At 71.2% G+C, this 17,149-nt stretch carries 16 protein-coding genes; 7 read left to right on the plus strand and 9 right to left on the minus strand.

The annotated features are described in order from the left end of the window. Positions 1–42: 42 nt before the first annotated feature. From OG331_RS18530 to OG331_RS18560, 7 genes are all read right to left on the minus strand, one after another. The gene (locus OG331_RS18530) at positions 43–1,710 is read right to left on the minus strand and encodes a dipeptide ABC transporter ATP-binding protein (RefSeq protein ID WP_406197558.1); all 1,668 of its coding nucleotides are present in this window, start codon (positions 1,708–1,710) and stop codon (positions 43–45) included. After that, positions 1,707–2,750: an ABC transporter permease gene (locus tag OG331_RS18535; protein ID WP_406197561.1), complete on the minus strand. Its 1,044-nt coding sequence runs from the start codon at positions 2,748–2,750 to the stop codon at positions 1,707–1,709. The genes OG331_RS18530 and OG331_RS18535 overlap by 4 nt, the downstream gene beginning before the upstream one ends. Then, the gene (locus OG331_RS18540) at positions 2,747–3,733 is read right to left on the minus strand and encodes an ABC transporter permease (protein WP_365059966.1); all 987 of its coding nucleotides are present in this window, start codon (positions 3,731–3,733) and stop codon (positions 2,747–2,749) included. The genes OG331_RS18535 and OG331_RS18540 overlap by 4 nt, the downstream gene beginning before the upstream one ends. A gap of 4 nt (positions 3,734–3,737) precedes the next feature. Beyond that, positions 3,738–5,456, minus strand: a complete 1,719-nt coding sequence (locus OG331_RS18545) for an ABC transporter substrate-binding protein (protein ID WP_406197564.1) — start codon at positions 5,454–5,456, stop codon at positions 3,738–3,740. 193 nt (positions 5,457–5,649) lie between these two features. Beyond that, complete coding sequence (locus tag OG331_RS18550; RefSeq protein WP_362380665.1) at positions 5,650–5,742, minus strand: Ms4533A family Cys-rich leader peptide; 93 nt, start codon at positions 5,740–5,742, stop codon at positions 5,650–5,652. 56 nt (positions 5,743–5,798) lie between these two features. Then, positions 5,799–7,481: a DUF3152 domain-containing protein gene (locus OG331_RS18555; RefSeq protein WP_406197566.1), complete on the minus strand. Its 1,683-nt coding sequence runs from the start codon at positions 7,479–7,481 to the stop codon at positions 5,799–5,801. 8 nt (positions 7,482–7,489) lie between these two features. Then, complete coding sequence (locus tag OG331_RS18560) at positions 7,490–8,554, minus strand: alpha/beta fold hydrolase (RefSeq protein ID WP_406197568.1); 1,065 nt, start codon at positions 8,552–8,554, stop codon at positions 7,490–7,492. Between the two features lie 275 nt (positions 8,555–8,829). On the opposite strand from OG331_RS18560, the gene OG331_RS18565 reads away from it, so the two are divergent. The 4 genes from OG331_RS18565 to OG331_RS18580 all read left to right on the plus strand — a co-directional run bounded on the left by OG331_RS18565 (position 8,830) and on the right by OG331_RS18580 (position 10,760). Beyond that, on the plus strand, positions 8,830–9,054 hold the full coding sequence (locus tag OG331_RS18565) for a hypothetical protein (protein WP_406197571.1): 225 nt from the start codon (positions 8,830–8,832) through the stop codon (positions 9,052–9,054). A gap of 241 nt (positions 9,055–9,295) precedes the next feature. Beyond that, positions 9,296–9,937 carry a TetR/AcrR family transcriptional regulator gene (locus OG331_RS18570; protein WP_328879464.1) on the plus strand — a complete coding sequence of 214 codons (642 nt, stop codon included), beginning with the start codon at positions 9,296–9,298 and terminating at the stop codon, positions 9,935–9,937. Positions 9,938–10,077: 140 nt separating this feature from the next. After that, entirely contained in the window at positions 10,078–10,305 is a 228-nt protein-coding gene (locus tag OG331_RS18575) for a DUF3107 domain-containing protein (protein ID WP_003998121.1), read from the plus strand. 185 nt (positions 10,306–10,490) lie between these two features. Continuing rightward, a complete protein-coding gene (locus tag OG331_RS18580) occupies positions 10,491–10,760 on the plus strand; it encodes a hypothetical protein (RefSeq protein WP_383603124.1) in 270 nt (89 codons plus the stop codon). A 170-nt stretch (positions 10,761–10,930) separates the two neighbouring features. On the opposite strand, the gene OG331_RS18585 is transcribed toward OG331_RS18580, so the two are convergent. Continuing rightward, positions 10,931–11,713, minus strand: coding sequence for a ferritin-like fold-containing protein (locus tag OG331_RS18585; RefSeq protein ID WP_328423728.1), 783 nt, complete (start codon positions 11,711–11,713; stop codon positions 10,931–10,933). A 472-nt stretch (positions 11,714–12,185) separates the two neighbouring features. On the opposite strand from OG331_RS18585, the gene OG331_RS18590 reads away from it, so the two are divergent. Both OG331_RS18590 and OG331_RS18595 read left to right on the plus strand, forming a co-directional pair. Then, a complete protein-coding gene (locus OG331_RS18590; RefSeq protein ID WP_406210106.1) occupies positions 12,186–14,729 on the plus strand; it encodes a DEAD/DEAH box helicase in 2,544 nt (847 codons plus the stop codon). Positions 14,730–14,795: 66 nt separating this feature from the next. After that, positions 14,796–15,725, plus strand: a complete 930-nt coding sequence (locus OG331_RS18595; RefSeq protein ID WP_406197574.1) for an alpha/beta fold hydrolase — start codon at positions 14,796–14,798, stop codon at positions 15,723–15,725. Positions 15,726–15,789: 64 nt separating this feature from the next. On the opposite strand, the gene OG331_RS18600 is transcribed toward OG331_RS18595, so the two are convergent. Further along, positions 15,790–16,683, minus strand: coding sequence for an NYN domain-containing protein (locus OG331_RS18600; RefSeq protein ID WP_328423732.1), 894 nt, complete (start codon positions 16,681–16,683; stop codon positions 15,790–15,792). A gap of 217 nt (positions 16,684–16,900) precedes the next feature. On the opposite strand from OG331_RS18600, the gene OG331_RS18605 reads away from it, so the two are divergent. Continuing rightward, entirely contained in the window at positions 16,901–17,053 is a 153-nt protein-coding gene (locus tag OG331_RS18605; RefSeq protein ID WP_389452910.1) for a hypothetical protein, read from the plus strand. The last annotated feature ends 96 nt before the right edge of the window (positions 17,054–17,149 follow it).

Genomic DNA, 17,149 nt, shown 5'->3' on the forward strand with positions numbered 1-17,149 from the left:
AGTAAACGCGCACGCATCGTCACACCTGAACGGCTCGGACGGTCACACCGCGGCCAACTCCCGTCGCGCCGCCCGCCGCTGGGCCGCGATCCGCGGGTCGAGCGCGGGTACCGCGGCCAGGAGCTGCTTGGTGTACGGGTCCTGCGGGTTGTCGTACACCTCGTCGGCGAGGCCCTCCTCGACGATCCGCCCGCCCCGCATCACCGCGACCCGGTCGCTGACCTGGCGTACGACGGCGAGGTCGTGCGCGACGAAGACGAGCGCGAGTCCCAGCTCACGCTGCAACTCGCCCAGCAGGGCCACGACCTGGGCCTGCGTGGTGACGTCGAGCGCGGAGACGGGCTCGTCGCAGACGATGACGCGCGGGTCGGCGGCGAGCGCCCGCGCGATGCCCACGCGCTGGCGCTGACCGCCGCTGAACTCGTGGGGGTAGCGGTCGTAGTGCGCCGCTTCGAGCCCTACGCGCTCCAGCAGTTCCCGTACGCGCCCCCGGATACGCCCCTCGTCGTCCTCGCCCCGCGCGCGGAGCGGGTCGGCGATCGACTCGCCCACGGTGCGGCGGGGGTTGAGGGAGGAGACAGGGTCCTGGAAGACCATCTGCACCGCGGGATTCACGCCCGCGCGCGTGTGGCCGTCGTAACGGACCTCGCCCGCCGTCGGCTCCAGGAGGCCGACCAGCATGCGCCCGAGGGTCGTCTTGCCGCTGCCGCTCTCCCCCACGACGCCCAGGGTCTCACCGCGGCGGATCGTCAACGACACGTCGTCCACCGCCGTGAACGCCCGCTTTCCGCGGCCGAATTCACGCCGCAGGCCGGTCGCCTCCAGGACGACGTCCGCCGAGGCCAGGTCCACCGACGCAACGTCTGCCGAGGCGCCGTCCGCCGAGGCGGTCGTCGCCCCCTCCGGCTCCTTGGCGCCCTCACGGATGACGCGCGGCGTGTCCACGCGCGGGACCGCGTGCAGCAGTTCGCGCGTGTACGGCTGCTCCGGAGCTCCCAGGACGTCGGCGACCGGGCCGCGTTCCACCGCCCGTCCGTGCCGCATCACCAGCACCTCGTCGACGCTCTCGGCGGCGACGCCGACGTCGTGGGTGACGAGCAGGAGACCCATCCCGGTCTCCTCGCGCAGCCTGTGCAGCAGGTCGAGGATCTGGGCCTGGACGGTCACGTCGAGCGCGGTCGTCGGCTCGTCGGCGATCAGCAGGTCGGGCGCGCAGGCCAGTGCCATGGCGATGAGGGCACGCTGGCGCATGCCGCCGCTGAACTCGTGCGGGCGGGAACGGGATCGCCGTAGTGCGTCCGGAATTCCAACCCGGTCCAGCACCTCGACCGCACGCGCGCGTGCCGCTCGTCGCGAGACACGCGTGTGTGTGCGGTACACCTCGGCGATCTGGTCGCCGATCGCGTAGTACGGGTCGAGCGAGGACAGCGGGTCCTGGAAGACCATGGCCGCCTTCCCGCCGCGCAGTCGCCGCAGTTCCTCGTCCGAGGCCTGCCGTACGTCGACGCCGGCGACCTCGACCGACCCGCCGACCCGTGCGCCCGTGCCGCGGTGCAGCCCCAGCAACGCCGAGGCGACCGTGGACTTCCCGGAGCCTGATTCGCCGACGAGGGCGAGGGCGGCACCCTGCTCCAGCCGGAAGGACAGGCCGTCGACGGCCCGCAGGGACCCGAACTCGACCGTCAGGTCGATGACGTCCACGAGGCTCATGCCAGCACCACCCGTCGGTCGGCCACCGCGTACAGCACGTCCGCGACGGCGTTGGCGACGACCACGAAGAAGCCGATGACCAGGACCATGCCGACGACGACCGGAAGGTCGACGACGTTGACCGCGTGGACCAGTTCCTGTCCGATGCCGGGCAGTCCGAAGAGCGTCTCGGTGAGCACCGCGCCGCCGACCGCACCGCCGAAGTTGTTGGCGTTCAGCGCGATGACCGGCGCGAGGGCCCCGCGCAGCGCGTGCCGTCCGATGACCGACCGCTCGCCGACGCCGTACGCCCGGAAGGTGCGGATGTGGTCCTCGGCCAGCGTCTCCAGCATGGCCGCGCGCGTGAGACGGGCGAACGCGGCGGCCTCGATGAGGGCCAGGGAAAGCCAAGGCAGCAGCAGGTTCCACGCCCACTGTTCGGGATCGTCGGTGAAGGCGACGTACTGCGGGAACGGCAGCAGTTGGAGCTGCCCGCAGACGACGATCATCAGGACCAGACCGATCACGAAGACCGGCGTGGCCACGCCGGCGAGCGTGACGCCGGTCAGCAGCCGCTCGGTGAGACGGCCGCGTCGCCATGCGGACAGGACGCCCGTGCCGACGCCCAGGATCAGCCACAGCACCATCGCACCGAACACGAGCGACAGGCTGACCGGCAGCTTCGCCAGGATCAGCTGGGTGACCTGCTGGTGGCTCTGGTACGACAATCCGAGGCAGGGCGCCGAGCAGTGCTGCACGGACGCGCCCGTCGAGTAGTCCTGGCCGGCGACGAGACCCTCCAGGAAATGCCAGTAGCGCGTGTACAGCGGGTCGTTCAGGTGCAGTTGCTCGGCGACCTGCTGCACCTGGGCGGGCGAGCATCGCGGGCCGCAGGTGATCTGGGCGACGTTGCCGGGGGTGACGTAGAAGACGACGTAGACGATCACCGAGATGGCGAACAGGGTGATGACGACGCCGACGGTCCGGCGCAGGACGAAGCCTCCGAGGCTCCTGAGACTGGTGAGATTCATGAGACTGGTGAGACCGGTGAGGCCGCTCATGCCTTGGCCTCCCTCTTGCGGCCCGTGCCGACCCGCAGCCGGGACGCCGCGCGCGGGTCGAGCGCCGTACGCACGCCGTCGCCGAGGACGGTGAGGGCGAGGACGGTCACGAAGAGCGCGCCGGCGGGCAGCAGCAGGTACTGCGGGGCGGCCTGGTACCAGACGTCGGCGGCGGTGAGCATCTGTCCCCAGGACGGCGTCGGCGGCTTCACCCCGACGCCGAGGAAGGACAGGGCCGCCTCCACGGAGATGTTGACCGGGACCAGCAGGGCCGCGTACGTGATGACCGGGGCGGCGATGCCGGGCAGCAGTTCCCGGCGGGCGATCCGCCACGTGCCCCAACCGCTGAGCCGGGCGGCTGCGACGTAGTCGAGCCCCTTCAGGGTGAGCGTCTGGGCGCGCACGATCTTCGCGATGTTGCCCCAGGCGATCAGGCCGATGACGAGGGCGACCAGCACGGGCCGCGGGAAGCTCGACGGCACGATCGCGAGCAGCGCCAACGCCATGATCATCAGCGGCATCGCCACGATGACGTCGGTGAAGCGGCTCAGCAGCTGGTCGACCCAGCGGCTGCCGAGCGCGGCGGCGACGCCCACCACGACGCCGATGGTCACCTGGACGACGGTCGCGGCCAGCGCGACTCCGAGGGAGACCCGGGCGCCGTGGACGAGCCGCGCGAACAGGTCCCGCCCGGTCTGCGGTTCGACTCCGAGCCAGTGGTCGGCGCTCACTCCGCCGAACGACCCGATGGGCACGCCCCCGCGCGCGGAGTCCACGAGGGACGGGTGGTAGGTGGTCGGGTCCTGGCCCTCGACCGCGGTGAGCAGCGGCGCGGCGAGCGCGACCAGGACGAGCAGCGCGACGACGGCCGCCGCGACCAGGGCGGCGCGCTGCGTACGTAGCCGCCGCCAGAACTGACGGGCCCCCGAGGCCCCCGGAGCAGGCACCCCGGGAGCCTCGACGGCAATGACTGCCTCGCTCACGGCGCTACTTCACCGCGACCTGGGAGATGTCCAGCACGCCGGTCCAGTCGCTGATCACGACGTTCTTGACGGCCTCGCCGTACAGCCGCTTGTAGACGGGGTGGAACAGCGGCACCGTCAGCGCCTGTTCGCCGATCTTCTTGTCCAGCGCACCCCACCGCTCGGCGGCGGCGTCAAGGTCGGTCAGCTTGTTGATCGCGTCGATCTCGGTGTTGACGGACGTGTCGTCGAGCAGGCCGGTGTTGAAGTTCGCGCCGTCCTTGACGATCTGCCGGCCGTCGAAGATCGGGGCGAGGAAGGGCCCGCCGGAGGGCCAGTCGGCACCCCAGTGGGCGAGGAAGAAGCCGGGCTCGGTCTTCACGTTGTGGATCTTGTCGGAGTAGTCGTTCTCCTCCAGACCCTGAAGCTTGACCGTGATGCCCGCCTTCTTGAGCGCGTCCTGGATCGCGGTCGCGATCTCGGGGCTGGTCTCGAAGTCCTTGGCGTTGGAGTGGGTCAGGGTGACGGTCAGCCCGTTCGCGTAACCGGCCTCCTTCAGCAGCTCCTTGGCCTTCGCCGGGTCACCGGCCGCACCCGCCGGGAAGTGGTCGTACGGTGTGTAGCCGAAGGACTTCTGGTTGGGCAGGAAGGTGGTCGCGGGCTCGGCGAGCGCGGACCCGCCCGCCGCGTTCACCACGGACGACCGGTCGAGGGCGTACGAGATCGCCTGCCGCACCTTGGCGTTGTCGAACGGCTTGGTCTTCGGGTTGAACGCGATGTAGTTGGTGTAGCCGAAGTGCCCGGTACCGACGCGCGCGGCCAGTTCCTTGTCGCCGGTCACCTTGGCCAGCTCGGCCGGGCCGAGGTTGGTGTCCGTGGTGACCGCGGCGGCGTCCGCACCCTGGGACGCGGACAGCCGCTGGTTGATCACCGACGAGTCGAGCCCGGACCGTACGTCGATCTTGTCGGGGTAGGCCTTGCGCTCGGCGTCCGTCGAGGCGGACCAGTGGGTGTTGCGCTCCAGGGTGAGCCGCTCACCGTCGTTCTCGTTCTTCACGACCTTGTACGGGCCGGACGAGACCGGGTGCTCCTCGTACTTCGTTCCGGTGTCCTTGTCCTTCGGCACCGGCGTGAACTGCGTCTGCGTCGCCAGGTACGGGAACTCGCCCTCGGGCTTGTTGAGACGGAAGACGATGGTCCGCTCGTCCGGCGTCTCGATCGCCGAGAGACCCTTCTTGTCCTTGTACGGCCCCTGGTAGTCGGCCGCGCCGACCAGCCAGTCCCTCAAGTACGGGGCACCGCCGGACAGTTCGGGAGCGAAGGAGCGCTCGATGCCGTACTTGATGTCGGCCGAGGCGATCGGGGTGCCGTCCTCGTACTTGAGGCCCTCCTTGAGGGTGTACGTCCACACGGTCGCATCCTTGTTCGGGCGCCCGGTGTCGGTGGCGAGGTCGGGGACGACCTCGGCGCCGGCCTCACCGTTCTCGCGGTTGCGGGTGGTGAGCGTACGGAAGACGAGAGAGGGGACGTTTCCGCCGCCGGAGGTGTACAGACGGGCCGGGTCGAAGTCCTGCTGGGGATTGGAGTTCAGGACCGTGAGCGTGCCGCCCTTGTGGGGCGTGGAGTCGCCGCCGGCACTCTTGGCATCGTTGTCCTCAGGCCCGCAGGCGGCGGCGCCCGCTGCCACGACCAGGCTGACGGATGCCGCGGCCACGCGGCGCGCTATGGCGGACGATTGACGCATCGGAGACGACCTCTCGGAATGATGAGTCTCGGATATCGAGACGAAATGACGCGGAGTGAGACGGGAGTGCACAGACGTCTGCCCCGGCGTCGGGTCGTCGGCAGCCCAGGAACGCGCCACGGGTCCGAAACCCGTCAGCGGCTCACAGGAGTGAAGAGAAGAAGATCGCGACGCGAACGCCAGGGGGCGGGCGTCAGCGACAGTCGATGTCGGCCACGCACAGGGCGGTCACACCGATCAGCGCCAGCTCGATGGCGGCGCGAGTGGGGGTGTGACGGGTCGACATGTGCAGAAATATGTACGAACTCGCTGCACATGTCAATGTGACGTATGAGTCACCCGTCAACTCCCGGGATACATCCAGGCGTTGGCCCGGCAGCGGATCCCGTCGTGGTCGAGGAACTTGGTCTGCTGCTGCATGACCGGGGCGAGCTCGCCGTCCTTGTCGCAGGTCACATGGGAGTAGCCGAGCCGGTGACCGACCTCGTGGTTGATCAGCATCTGCCGGTACTCGTGGATGCGATCACCGTATGTCTCCGACCCTTGCGCCCATCTGTACGCATTGATCATGACGCGCTCGGTGGAGGCGGAGTCGCACGACACATTGTCGACGGTGGTGTCCAGACCGGACTTGGCACACCAGTCGGCCGTCGTACCGGGGCTGGCCAGCGTGATCACGAAATCCGGCTTGCCGGAGTAGATGCGCTCGAAGGTACGGGCGCCGTCGTGCGCCCAGCTCCGGTCGTCGTTGAGCGTCTTCTGCACGGCCTCGGCGAAGAGTTCGCCGTCGAGCCCGAGCCCCTGCTCCACGTCCACGCGGTAGGTGTACTTCTGCCCCTTGCCGGGCGCCTTGGCGATCCCCGGGACCGCGTCGAACCTGCCCGCGCCCTTGAGCTTGGCGCTGAGCGCGTACGTCTCGCCCATCTTCTGCTCGTACGTCAGCGGCGCCGGCACATTCGGCGGACCGTCCGGCGTCGGCCGCCCGTCGCCGCGCGAGGCCGAGTCGCGGGCGTCCCGCTCCTGATCGGTGGCGGACTGAGACTGTACGTCGCCGTCCTCCCGCCCCTTCGCGACCTGACCGGCGACGACAACGGCCAGCACGGTGACGACGGCCGCAGCGGCGATGCCGGAGAAGGCCCGGCCCTTGGAGCCCTTCGCCGCCACGGGCTCACCGGTCGGCGGGGCATCGTCGTCGACGTCGGTGCCGGCCTGTGTCCCGGTGTCGTCGGCGGCACCGGCGCCGGTCCTGGTGTCCCATTCGGTGACGGAGGCGTACGGGTCGGAGGCGTACGGGTCGGAGGCGTGCGCGGTCCCGGTCGTATGCGGCGCGAAGACGTCGACGTCCCCGTCACCCTCGAAGGCCTCCAGGTAGTCCTGCCGGGGCCCTTCGGACGGCGCTGCCCGCCGGGGCCGCGGCACGGGAACACCGGTCACGGGCGGGGCGCCGGCCGCCGCGGGAGCGCCGTACGCAACGCCGGCACGCCCCCTCAACTCGCCCCAGCCACCGCCGGATTCACGCTGCTCGGGGTGGCCGGCACGGGCCTGGGGGGTGCCATGGGCGGGCGTACCGTCGGCGAAACGGGGCACGCCGTGGGCCGGGGTGCCGTCGGGGAACCTCGGGAAACCATGTGCGGGCGTGCCGTCGGGGAACCTCGGAGAGCCGTGAGCAGGCGTGCCGTCGGGCAGCCTCGGGACCCCCTGCGCGGGCGTGCCGTCGGGGAAGCCGCGGCCTCCGTAGGCCGGACCTCCACCCGCGGGCATCCCCTGCCGGCCGGGCGGCGGCCCAGGCACCCGACGACCGCCGCCGGGTCCGCCGGACTGTGGCGGGCCGCTCGGGCCCGCGCCCGGTGCCGGACCCGGCGGTCGGGCACCCGGAGCCCGACCGGGCCCCGGACCCGGCACGGACGTCCCCCGCTGGGCCGTGCCCGGCTCCGGCTGTGCCCCCCGGGAGTCCTGTCGTGCGGTTGTGTCCGCGGTGTCGCGGTTGGGCTTGGCGGCGGACCCGCGCCTGCTGTGGCGTCCCACGTCGCGCCTCAGCTCCCCGAGATCTCGGTCATGGTGCCCTCGCCGTTCGCGGCGGCCCCGGCTCCACCCGCACTCCGTCTCGCGGCCCCGGCGCCCCGAGCGGCCTCCGACTCCCCCGTCTCCGCCGTCTCCGCAAGCAGTTCACCGAACGCGCGGGCGACCACCTCCGGGTATTCCATCATCGCCACGTGCCCGGCATCCGGCAGGCTCAGCAGGCGGGAGTCGCGGAAGGCACGCGCGGCCTTGCTGCGCATGCGGTAGCCGACGAGCTGGTCCCGGCCGCCGTAGATGAGCAGCGTCGGAGCCAGTACCCGCTCGGCCTGGCGCCACAGCGCGTGCTGGCCGCTCAGCGTGTAGGCGTTGACCAGCCCGCGCGCGGAACGCGTCATCGCGTCCCAGAAGTACGGCAGTTGCAGCCGCCGGTTCATCTCCTGGACGGCATTGCTGAAGCCTTCCGGTGTCACCCGGCCGGGGTCGCCGTAGCAGAGGTGCAGCACGCCACGGACCCGCTGCTCCGCCGTCCACTGCTTGGTGAGCCGGGTGAACAGCGAGGTCACTCCGGGCACCGAGAGCAGTGCGGTGGGCACGGCGCTGCGCTGGACGCGGATCTCCGGCAGGGCGGGCGACACGAGCGTGAGCGTACGGACCAGGTCCGGGCGTACGGCGGCGACGCGCGTGGTGACCGCGCCGCCGAGCGAGTTGCCGAAGAGGTGTACGGGTCCGCGGCCGGAGGCGTCGAGATAGCGAATCACCGCGCGTGCGTGCGCGGTGATCGAGTAGTCGCCGTCGTCCGGCGGTGGCGAGTCGCCGAAGCCCGGCAGGTCGACGGCCTCACAGTCGACCTCGCCTTCGAGCAGTTCCATCAGCGCCGACCAGTTCTGCGAGGAACCGCCGAGTCCATGGACGTACAGCGCGGGCGGCAGCCCCTCGCGCGCGGGCGGCCTCGACCGCACCGTCAGCGTGATCCCGGGCAGCCCGACCGACCGCAGCCGCTCCCCCTCGGCGACCCTGACGGTCGCCACCTTGGGGAGCACATTGGCGGCCGGCGCTGACGGGAGCTCGGTCGAAGACATGCGGCAATGTTACGAGACGATCACGCAGTGGTTCATGTGTTCGCCGTCACAAGTCGACACGTACATGGCAGTTTCCCGGCCGGGAAACCCGCCAGACGCATCCCGCTCACGGAAGCCACCCGGAGCACGCCCGAATTGCCCGCAGATCCCCCGCAGATCGCATAGCGTCCGGAACCTGTGTCTCCTAGGCTCGTACGCAGGGCACCCGGAAGTGGACCCCTGCTTCACCCAGGGACGTTGTGCCCCACGGGGACGTTCTAGAAAGGGAGCCCGCCATGGCCGTCGATCCCACCGACCCCGAGACCTTCGCGGACGACGACACCGAGCAGGACGAGGAGTACGACGTCGAGGCACCCGCCGCCGACGCGGCCGAGCAGCACGCCGAGGTCCGGCGCGACCGCGACGACCGGCCGACCGACGCCGACCAGGACCGGGCCAACGAGGCCGATCTCATCGAACAGGCGCGCGTCGTCTCCATCGACGAGGACGACTATCGGTGACGCCTGTCATCGGCTGCACGAAACGAAGGTGAATGAAGGTACAGGTGGGCACGGAAGAGAGTGCCGTTGAACAGCAAAGAGACCATTTGCTGCCCGTTCCGGCCGGGTTTCAAACCTTCTGTGCGACTTTCGCCACCGTCCGGTCCGTGAAATTCTGCGCTCGCACCGCGCACACCAGGGTTACCGAAAAGTACGATGGCGGCGCGGCGCACACCGCATGTGGACGACATTGGGAGGCGGCGTGACAGCCATCGAGCAGACAGAGGCGGCACGCCCGCGGGGCACTCGCCTGCCGCGCCGTGCCCGACGGAACCAGCTGCTGGGCGCCGCCCAGGAGGTGTTCGTCGCGCAGGGCTACCACGCTGCAGCGATGGACGACATCGCCGAGCGCGCCGGCGTCAGCAAGCCGGTGCTCTACCAGCACTTCCCGGGCAAGCTCGACCTGTACCTCGCGCTGCTGGACCAGCACTGTGAGTCCCTGATCCAGTCCGTACGGCACGCGCTCGCGTCGACGACCGACAACAAGCAGCGTGTACGGGCGACGATGGACGCGTACTTCGCGTACGTCGAGGACGACGGCGGCGCGTTCCGCCTGGTCTTCGAGTCGGACCTGACCAACGAGCCGGCCGTGCGCGAGCGCGTCGACAAGGTCACGAACGAGTGCGCCGAGGCGATCTGCGAGGTCATCGCCGAGGACACCGGCCTCTCGCGCGCGGAGTCGATGCTGCTCGCCTCAGGCCTCGGCGGTCTGGCCCAGGTCGTGGCCCGCTCCTGGCTGCACAGCGACCGCAGCGTGCCGCGCGACCAGGCGGTGCAACTGCTGACGTCCCTGGCCTGGCGTGGCATCGCCGGCTTCCCGCTGCACGGCACCGAGCACCACTGAGCGTATCGGGCGTTTGTTCCCGCCCCCTGTTCGCTCCTGGCGTTCTTGGGCGGAGCATGCAGGTCCCCTCACCGGGCTAATGTGTGCTGGGTACGGCGCGCAAGGTCGCGCACTTCACTGACCGTCGGAGGGACATAGCCGTGGAGGTCAAGATCGGCGTGCAGCACGCGCCCCGCGAGATCGTTCTGGAGAGCGGTCAGAGTGCCGAGGAGGTCGAGCGGGCGGTGTCCGAGGCGCTGGCCGGAAAGTCACAGCTGCTGACCCTCGTGGACGAGCACGGCCGCAAGGTCCTGGTCCCGGCAGAGCGTCTTGCGTACGTGGAGCTCGGCGAGCCGGCCCCGCGCAAGGTGGGCTTCGGCGCGCTGTAAGCGGGAAGGCGCCGACCGAACAGGCGTAATGGGAGGGGCCCGGCGACCACGGTCGCCGGGCCTCTCCCGTCTCTCCACGTTCGGAGCACGGGTCGATCACACAGGAGGATTGCATTCCGCAGGTCAGGGGTATGACGGGCTACGACCGGGTTCGAGCAGGTCGGCCATGTGGGAGGGACCCCAGCATGCTCTTGGAAGCGCTCAGCTCCGCGATCCTAGGCCTGGCCCTGGCGTGGGCTGCCACCCGCCGCCTGCCGCACCGTCTGCCGACGAGTTCCCTGGTCCTGCCGACGGGCGTCGCCGGCGCCCTCTTCGGCGCGTTCATCACGCACACCGCGCTGGACTTCGGCAACCTCTTCGTGATCCTCATCGGCGCGGCAGTCGTCTCCGCCGCCTCTCTCTCCCTGCTGGTACGCCCCGCGGGAAGACTGAGCCGCCACTCGGCGACCGCGTAGATTCCGAGGACGACCGGCCGCCGACTTCCTGACGCCGCCCGAAGGCCGACGGCCGCTTCTCGTGGGCGGGTCCGGGCATATCAGCCCGTCCGGCGTTTGAGGACGAGGCCCGTCCAGGGCCGAAGCGGGGGTCCGGGGGGCCGGCCGGCCCCCAGAAAGCGGGGCGGCGTTTAAGCCGCCAGCCCCAGCGCAGCCATCCGCTTGGTGTGCGCCTCGGTGATCCGCGAGAACATCTTCCCGACCTCGGCAAGATCGAACCCGTCCGCGACCCCGCCCACGAGCATCGTGGACAGCGCATCCCGGTCGGCAACGACCCGCTGGGACTGCGACAGCGCCTCCCCCATCAAGCGCCGGGCCCACAGCGCGAGCCGCCCGCCCACACGCGGGTCGGCGTCGATGGCGGCCCGCACCTTCTCCACGGCGAACGACGCGTGCCCGGTGTCGTCGAGCACGGCCAGCACCAGCCCCCGCGAGTCCGAGTCGAGCCGCGCGGCGACCTCCCGGTAGAAGTCACTGGCGATCGAGTCACCGACGTACGCCTTGACCAGCCCCTCCAGCCAGTCCGAGGGCGCCGTCTGCTTGTGGAAGCCGTCCAGCGCGGCGACGAACGGCTCCATCGCCTGCGTGGGCTCGGCACCGATCTCGGTGAGCCGGTCCCGCAGCTTCTCGTAGTGGTGGAACTCGGCCGACGCCATCTTCGCCAGCTCCGCCTTGTCCCCCAGCGTCGGCGCCAGCTTGGCGTCCTCCGCCAGCCGCTCGAACGCCGCCAGTTCCCCGTAGGCCAGCGCGCCGAGCAGGTCCACGACGGCGGCCCGGTACTGCGGATCGGCGGAGGCCTGCGCCCAGTCCTGGGCGGCCACCCCGGTGTGTGCGACGGTGCCGCCGGTCTCGACGGCGGAGTCAGCGGTGTCGGAGGCGTCGGGCGTGTTGTCAGGCGTCGTCATGAAGCGCACAATAGCCCGCTCTCCACGTCACGGAAGTCCCTGGTCAATCAGTGTGACGCCGACTACGTGACCAATTCGGCCATCGCATGTGCGCGATTCCGGGGTATGGTGGTAATGCGCCCGCTGAGTACCCTGATGTATTCGACGGGCCGCACGTTATGAGGATGCCCGGTCGGTGGCCCGATCGGCTCCGACCCGACAGCCCTCCCTGGCCGTACGGCACAGATGCGTACGACGACCGGAGGGACACCCTCAGCGGTACGAGCGCTAGAGCGTCGGCAGTGGTCCCGTGTCCTACGGCCCGACCGTATGGCAGCCGACGTCCCCGGCACGGTCCGTCAAGACCCCCGCGCTCGCCTCGCACCGCGTACACAGAAGAGGCAGCACCCTGACTACGACTTTCCGAGAGCTCGGAATCCTTCCCGAGACCGCCGAGGCCCTTGAGGCCGTCGGCATCATCAACCCCTTCCCCATCCAGGAGATGACCCTCCCCGTCGCCCTCTCCGGCACGGACGTCATCGGCCAGGCCAAGACCGGCACCGGCAAGACGCTCGGCTTCGGCCTCCCGCTCCTCGAGCGCGTCACCGTTCCCGCCGACGTGGAGGCCGGGCGCGCGGAGCCCGACGCCCTCACCGACGCCCCGCAGGCGCTCGTGGTCGTCCCCACCCGCGAGCTGTGCACCCAGGTCACCAACGACCTGCTCACCGCGGGCAAGGTGCGTAACGTCCGCGTCCTCGCGATCTACGGCGGCCGGGCCTACGAGCCCCAGGTCGAGGCCCTGAAGAAGGGCGTCGACGTGATCGTCGGCACCCCGGGCCGACTGCTGGACCTCGCGGGCCAGAAGAAGCTCAACCTCAAGCACATCAAGGCGCTCGTCCTCGACGAGGCCGACGAGATGCTCGACCTGGGCTTCCTGCCCGACGTCGAGAAGATCATCAACATGCTGCCGGCCAGGCGCCAGACCATGCTGTTCTCGGCGACCATGCCGGGCGCGGTCATCGGCCTCGCGCGCCGCTACATGTCGCAGCCCACCCACATCCGCGCCACCGCGCCGGACGACGCGGGCGCCACCGTCGCGAACACCTCGCAGCACGTGTACCGCGCGCACAACATGGACAAGCCCGAGATGGTCGCGCGCATACTGCAGGCCGACGGCCGGGGACTGGCCATGGTCTTCTGCCGTACGAAGCGCACCGCGGCCGACCTCGCCGACCAGCTCAAGCAGCGCGGCTTCGCGGCCGGCGCGGTCCACGGCGACCTCGGCCAGGGCGCCCGTGAGCAGGCCCTGCGCGCCTTCCGCAACGGCAAGGTGGACGTCCTCGTCTGCACCGACGTCGCCGCGCGCGGTATCGACGTCGAGGGCGTGACGCACGTCATCAACTACCAGTCGCCGGAAGAGGAGAAGACGTACCTGCACCGCATCGGCCGCACCGGCCGCGCGGGCGCCAAGGGCATCGCGATCACCCTCGTCGACTGGGACGACATCCCGCGCTGGCAGCTGATCAACAAGGCGCTGGAGCTGAAGTTCAACGACCCGCCGGAGACGTACTCCACGTCCCCGCACCTCTTCGAGGAACTGAGCATCCCCGCGGGCACCAAGGGCGTCCTGCCCCGCTCGGAGCGCACGCGCGCCGGGCTGGAGGCGGAGGAGCTGGAGGACCTCGGCGAGACCGGCGGCCGCGGTGCGCGCGGCCGCGGTGGCCGAGGCGGCCGGGACGAGTCCCGCTCGTCCTCGCCGGACCGTGAGCGCCCGGCGCGCACGCCGCGTCGCCGCCGCCGTACGCGCGGCGGAGCCACGCTGGACGAGACGTCGGCGCCCGCCGTCGGTTCCGGAGCTCCGGAGCAGACCGCCGGGGCCACCACGGCGGAGTCCGTCACCGAGCCCCGCACCCCGCGCCGCCGTCGCCGCACCCGCAACGGTGCGTCGACGGAGCAGGCCGTGACGGCCACGTCCTCGGCCCTCGAGCCCGCGGACGCCGCAGAGGCGGCCGTCACGACGGCGGAGGGCCCGTCCCTGGGCACCGCCGAGGAGACCCCGGCGAAGCCGCGCCGCCGCCGTTCCCGCAAGTCGGCGGAGCCGCAGGCGACTTCGGCTCAGGCCGTGACGACGCCGGAGGCGACGGGCACGCAGGTCGCGGAGGCCGTGCAGGCGTCCGAGCCCGCTGCGGCTCCCGCGGCCGACCAGGTCGTGGTGGCCGACGAGGCCGCCCCCGCCACCAAGCCGCGCCGCCGCACCCGCAAGGCGACGACGGCAGAGACCGCCGTGGACACGGCCGAGGGCACCGTCGAGGCCGCGCCTCAGACCCCGGAGGCGACGGAGACCAAGCCGCGCCGCCGGACCCGTAAGGCCACGGCTGCGGCCGAAGCCGTCGTCGACACGGCCGAGGCCGCCGAGGCCAAGCCGAAGGCGCGCCGCACCCGCAAGACCGCGGCGTCGGCCGCCCCGGCCGCCGAGATCCCGGCCCAGACCGCCCAGGAGCCGGAGGCCGCCGAGGCCAAGCCGCGCCGTACCCGCAAGACGGCCGCCGCGGCCGAGGCCGCCGTCGACACGGCGGAGGCCGTCGAGGCCAAGCCCAAGGCCCGCCGTACGCGCAAGGCCACCGCCACCGCCGAGGCCGCCGTTGACACGGCCGAGGGCACGGAGGCGAAGCCGCGCCGTACGCGCAAGGCTGCCGCGACCGTCACCGAGCCGGAAGCCGCCGAGGCCAAGCCCCGTCGGACCCGCAAGGCAGCGGTCGCCGCGGAAGCCGCCGTCGACACGGCCGAGGCCGCCGAGGCCAAGCCCAAGGCACGCCGCACCCGCAAGACCGCGGCGTCGGCCGCCCCGGCCGCCGAGATCCCGGCCCAGGCCACGCAGGAGCCGACGGCCACTGCGGAGCCGAAGGCCACCGAGGCGCCCGCGCCGCGTCGCCGTACCCGCAAGGCGGCGGCGACCGTGGAGGCCGCCGACGGCGCGGCCGAGGCCAAGCCCAAGGTGCGCCGTGCCCGTAAGGCCACGGTCGCCACGGAGCCCGCGGAGAGCTGATCTCCCGTACGAGGGCCCGGTCCCGCATTGCGCGGGGCCGGGCCGTCGGCTTTCCCGGACCGACCGATGGGGGTCCTACGGCCCACCCGCTACCCTCCCCCCGTGACCACCCAACCCGCCTTCACGCCGCCCCCGAACGTCCGCGCCTACCCCCTCCACACCTCCCGCGGCACCTTCGCCGTCGTCGACTCCCCCGCCGCTCCCGGCGTCGAGGTCCGAGGTGTCGCCCTGCTGCTTCCCGGGTTCACGGGCAGCAAGGAGGACTTCACGCTGATGCACGAGCCGCTCGCGGCGCGCGGCTACCGTACGATCGCCGTCGACGGGCGGGGACAGCACGAGTCGGACGGTCCGGAGCGCGACGAAGCGCCGTACGAGCGAGGCGAGTTGGCCCGGGACGTCCTCGCCCAGGTGGCAGCCCTCGGCACTCTGGACGCCCCGCTCCACCTCTTCGGCCACTCCCTCGGCGGCCAGATCGCCCGCGCGGCCGTCCTCCTCGACCACGCCCCGTTCAGCTCGCTCACCCTCATGGCGTCGGGCCCGGCCCAGATCTCCGACTCCCAGCAGCAGCGCGTGAAGCTGCTGCGGGACGCGCTCGCGGTGATGACCATGGCCGAGACCTGGGAGGCGATCCGCGCGATGGGGCCGCCCGAGGAGGTCGGCGGGCCGGCGCGCGGGATCGGCGGCCCGGACCTGCTGCGCCGCCGTTGGCTCGGCACGAAGCCCGCTCAACTCCTCGCCACGGGGCGCCAGTTGACCACGGAGCCGGACCGCGTCGACGAACTCGCGGCCCTCCCGCTCCCGTTCCACGTCCTGTCGGGCGCGAGCGACGACACCTGGCCGGTCCCGCTCCTCGACGACATGGCCGCGCGGCTGAACGCCCGCCGCACCGTCATCCCCGGCGCCGAGCACTCGCCCAACGCCGACCAGCCCCTGCGCACCGCCGAGGCCGTCGCCGACTTCTGGGACACCGTCGACGGGACCGCCACCGAGGTCTAGTCCTGGGCCTGGCCTAGTACTGCGCCTTACCTAGTACTGCGCCTGACCTAGTACTGCGCCTGACCTAGTACTGCGCCTGCAGGTGTTCCCAGAACCCGTCCCGCAGCGCCCGCCGCAGATCCGCCTGACCGCGCAGGGAGTACTGCAGCAGCCCCTCGGCCTCCACCAGCAGGTCCTGGTCGACGGACCCGGGCAGATACGGATGCCCCGGCAGCAACTCCACGAGTGACTCCCGCCCCCGCGCCGCGAGCCACTTCGCCGCGATCTGGGCGCCGACGAAGCGGACGTCCTCCCGCGTCGGCCGGGCCCCCGCGGCCTCGTACGCGGCGGCCGTGCGCCGGGAGACGTAGGGCTTGAAGAAGTCGAGGTCGAGGGTGCGCTGGCTGTCGACCTCCCAGAGCAGGGGCTCGGCCTGATTACGGCCTTCCGGCGCCTCGATGCCCCACAGGTGCACCCGCGCCCCGTACCCCTGCGCGGCCTCGACCGCCGACACCAGGTCCTCGTCACCGCCGAGCAGGGCCGCATCGCTGATGGCGCGGTGCCTGGCGAGGGACTCCAGGTCGGTCCTGATCAGTGAGTCGACGCCCTTCTGCTGGTTGTTGGCGTTGAGGTTTCCCAGGCGGACCTTCACGTCGGGGAGCTCGGCGATCGACTGCTGTTCCGCCGTATGGATGCGGCGCCGGGCGCCGTCGTACCAGTAGACCCGCAGCAGCCTGCTGTCCGCGAAGATCGTGCGCGCCCGGTCGATGAGCGCCTCGATCAGCCCCTCGGCGTCCAGATCGAAGGCCCTGCGGTCCTCCGTCCCGGCGACCAGCCGTCCCGCGGCCGCGTAGAGATAGCCCGCGTCGACGAAGATCGCATGGGTAGAGGGCGTCTTCGCCACCTCGGCGAGCATGCGTTGCAGCAGCTCGTTGGTGTGGTCGATGCGGGCGCCTAGCGCCGCGAGGTCGTCGTTCATCGCCATCATTGTCCCGGCGGTCACGCTGCGAACACAACCGGTCCCGGTCAGTCCCGCCTTGATCTCCGGACGATCCCTTACCGGTCAGTAGTTAGACGTTCGAAAAATTTCTTTAGCGTAGGGAATGTTTGTAACACGAAGCACGTTGCATACGTGTGTAACCAAGTAGTTCTCCTCAGTTCTCCGCAGGAGGATGACCAGACGAAGGGAGAAGCCCTTGCGCTTCGAAATCATGCGACTCGACGAGTTCGACGGTACGCCCGTGGACAGCACCGTCGTGGACGCCGCCTCCGTCAACCGGATCGTTCAGCAGGCTGCCGCCACCGGACAGCGGCTGTGGATCCGACCGGCCGACACCACGGCCTCATAACAGACGCGGATCACCGCAGCAGCTTCGAAGCCCCCGCACGGCACTGACGCCGTGCGGGGGCTTCGCGCATCCGGGGAGGCTTCGAGGGGCGCCTCC

It is taken from the genome of Streptomyces sp. NBC_01017, from assembly GCF_045162795.1.
Classification (GTDB): domain Bacteria; phylum Actinomycetota; class Actinomycetes; order Streptomycetales; family Streptomycetaceae; genus Streptomyces; species Streptomyces machairae.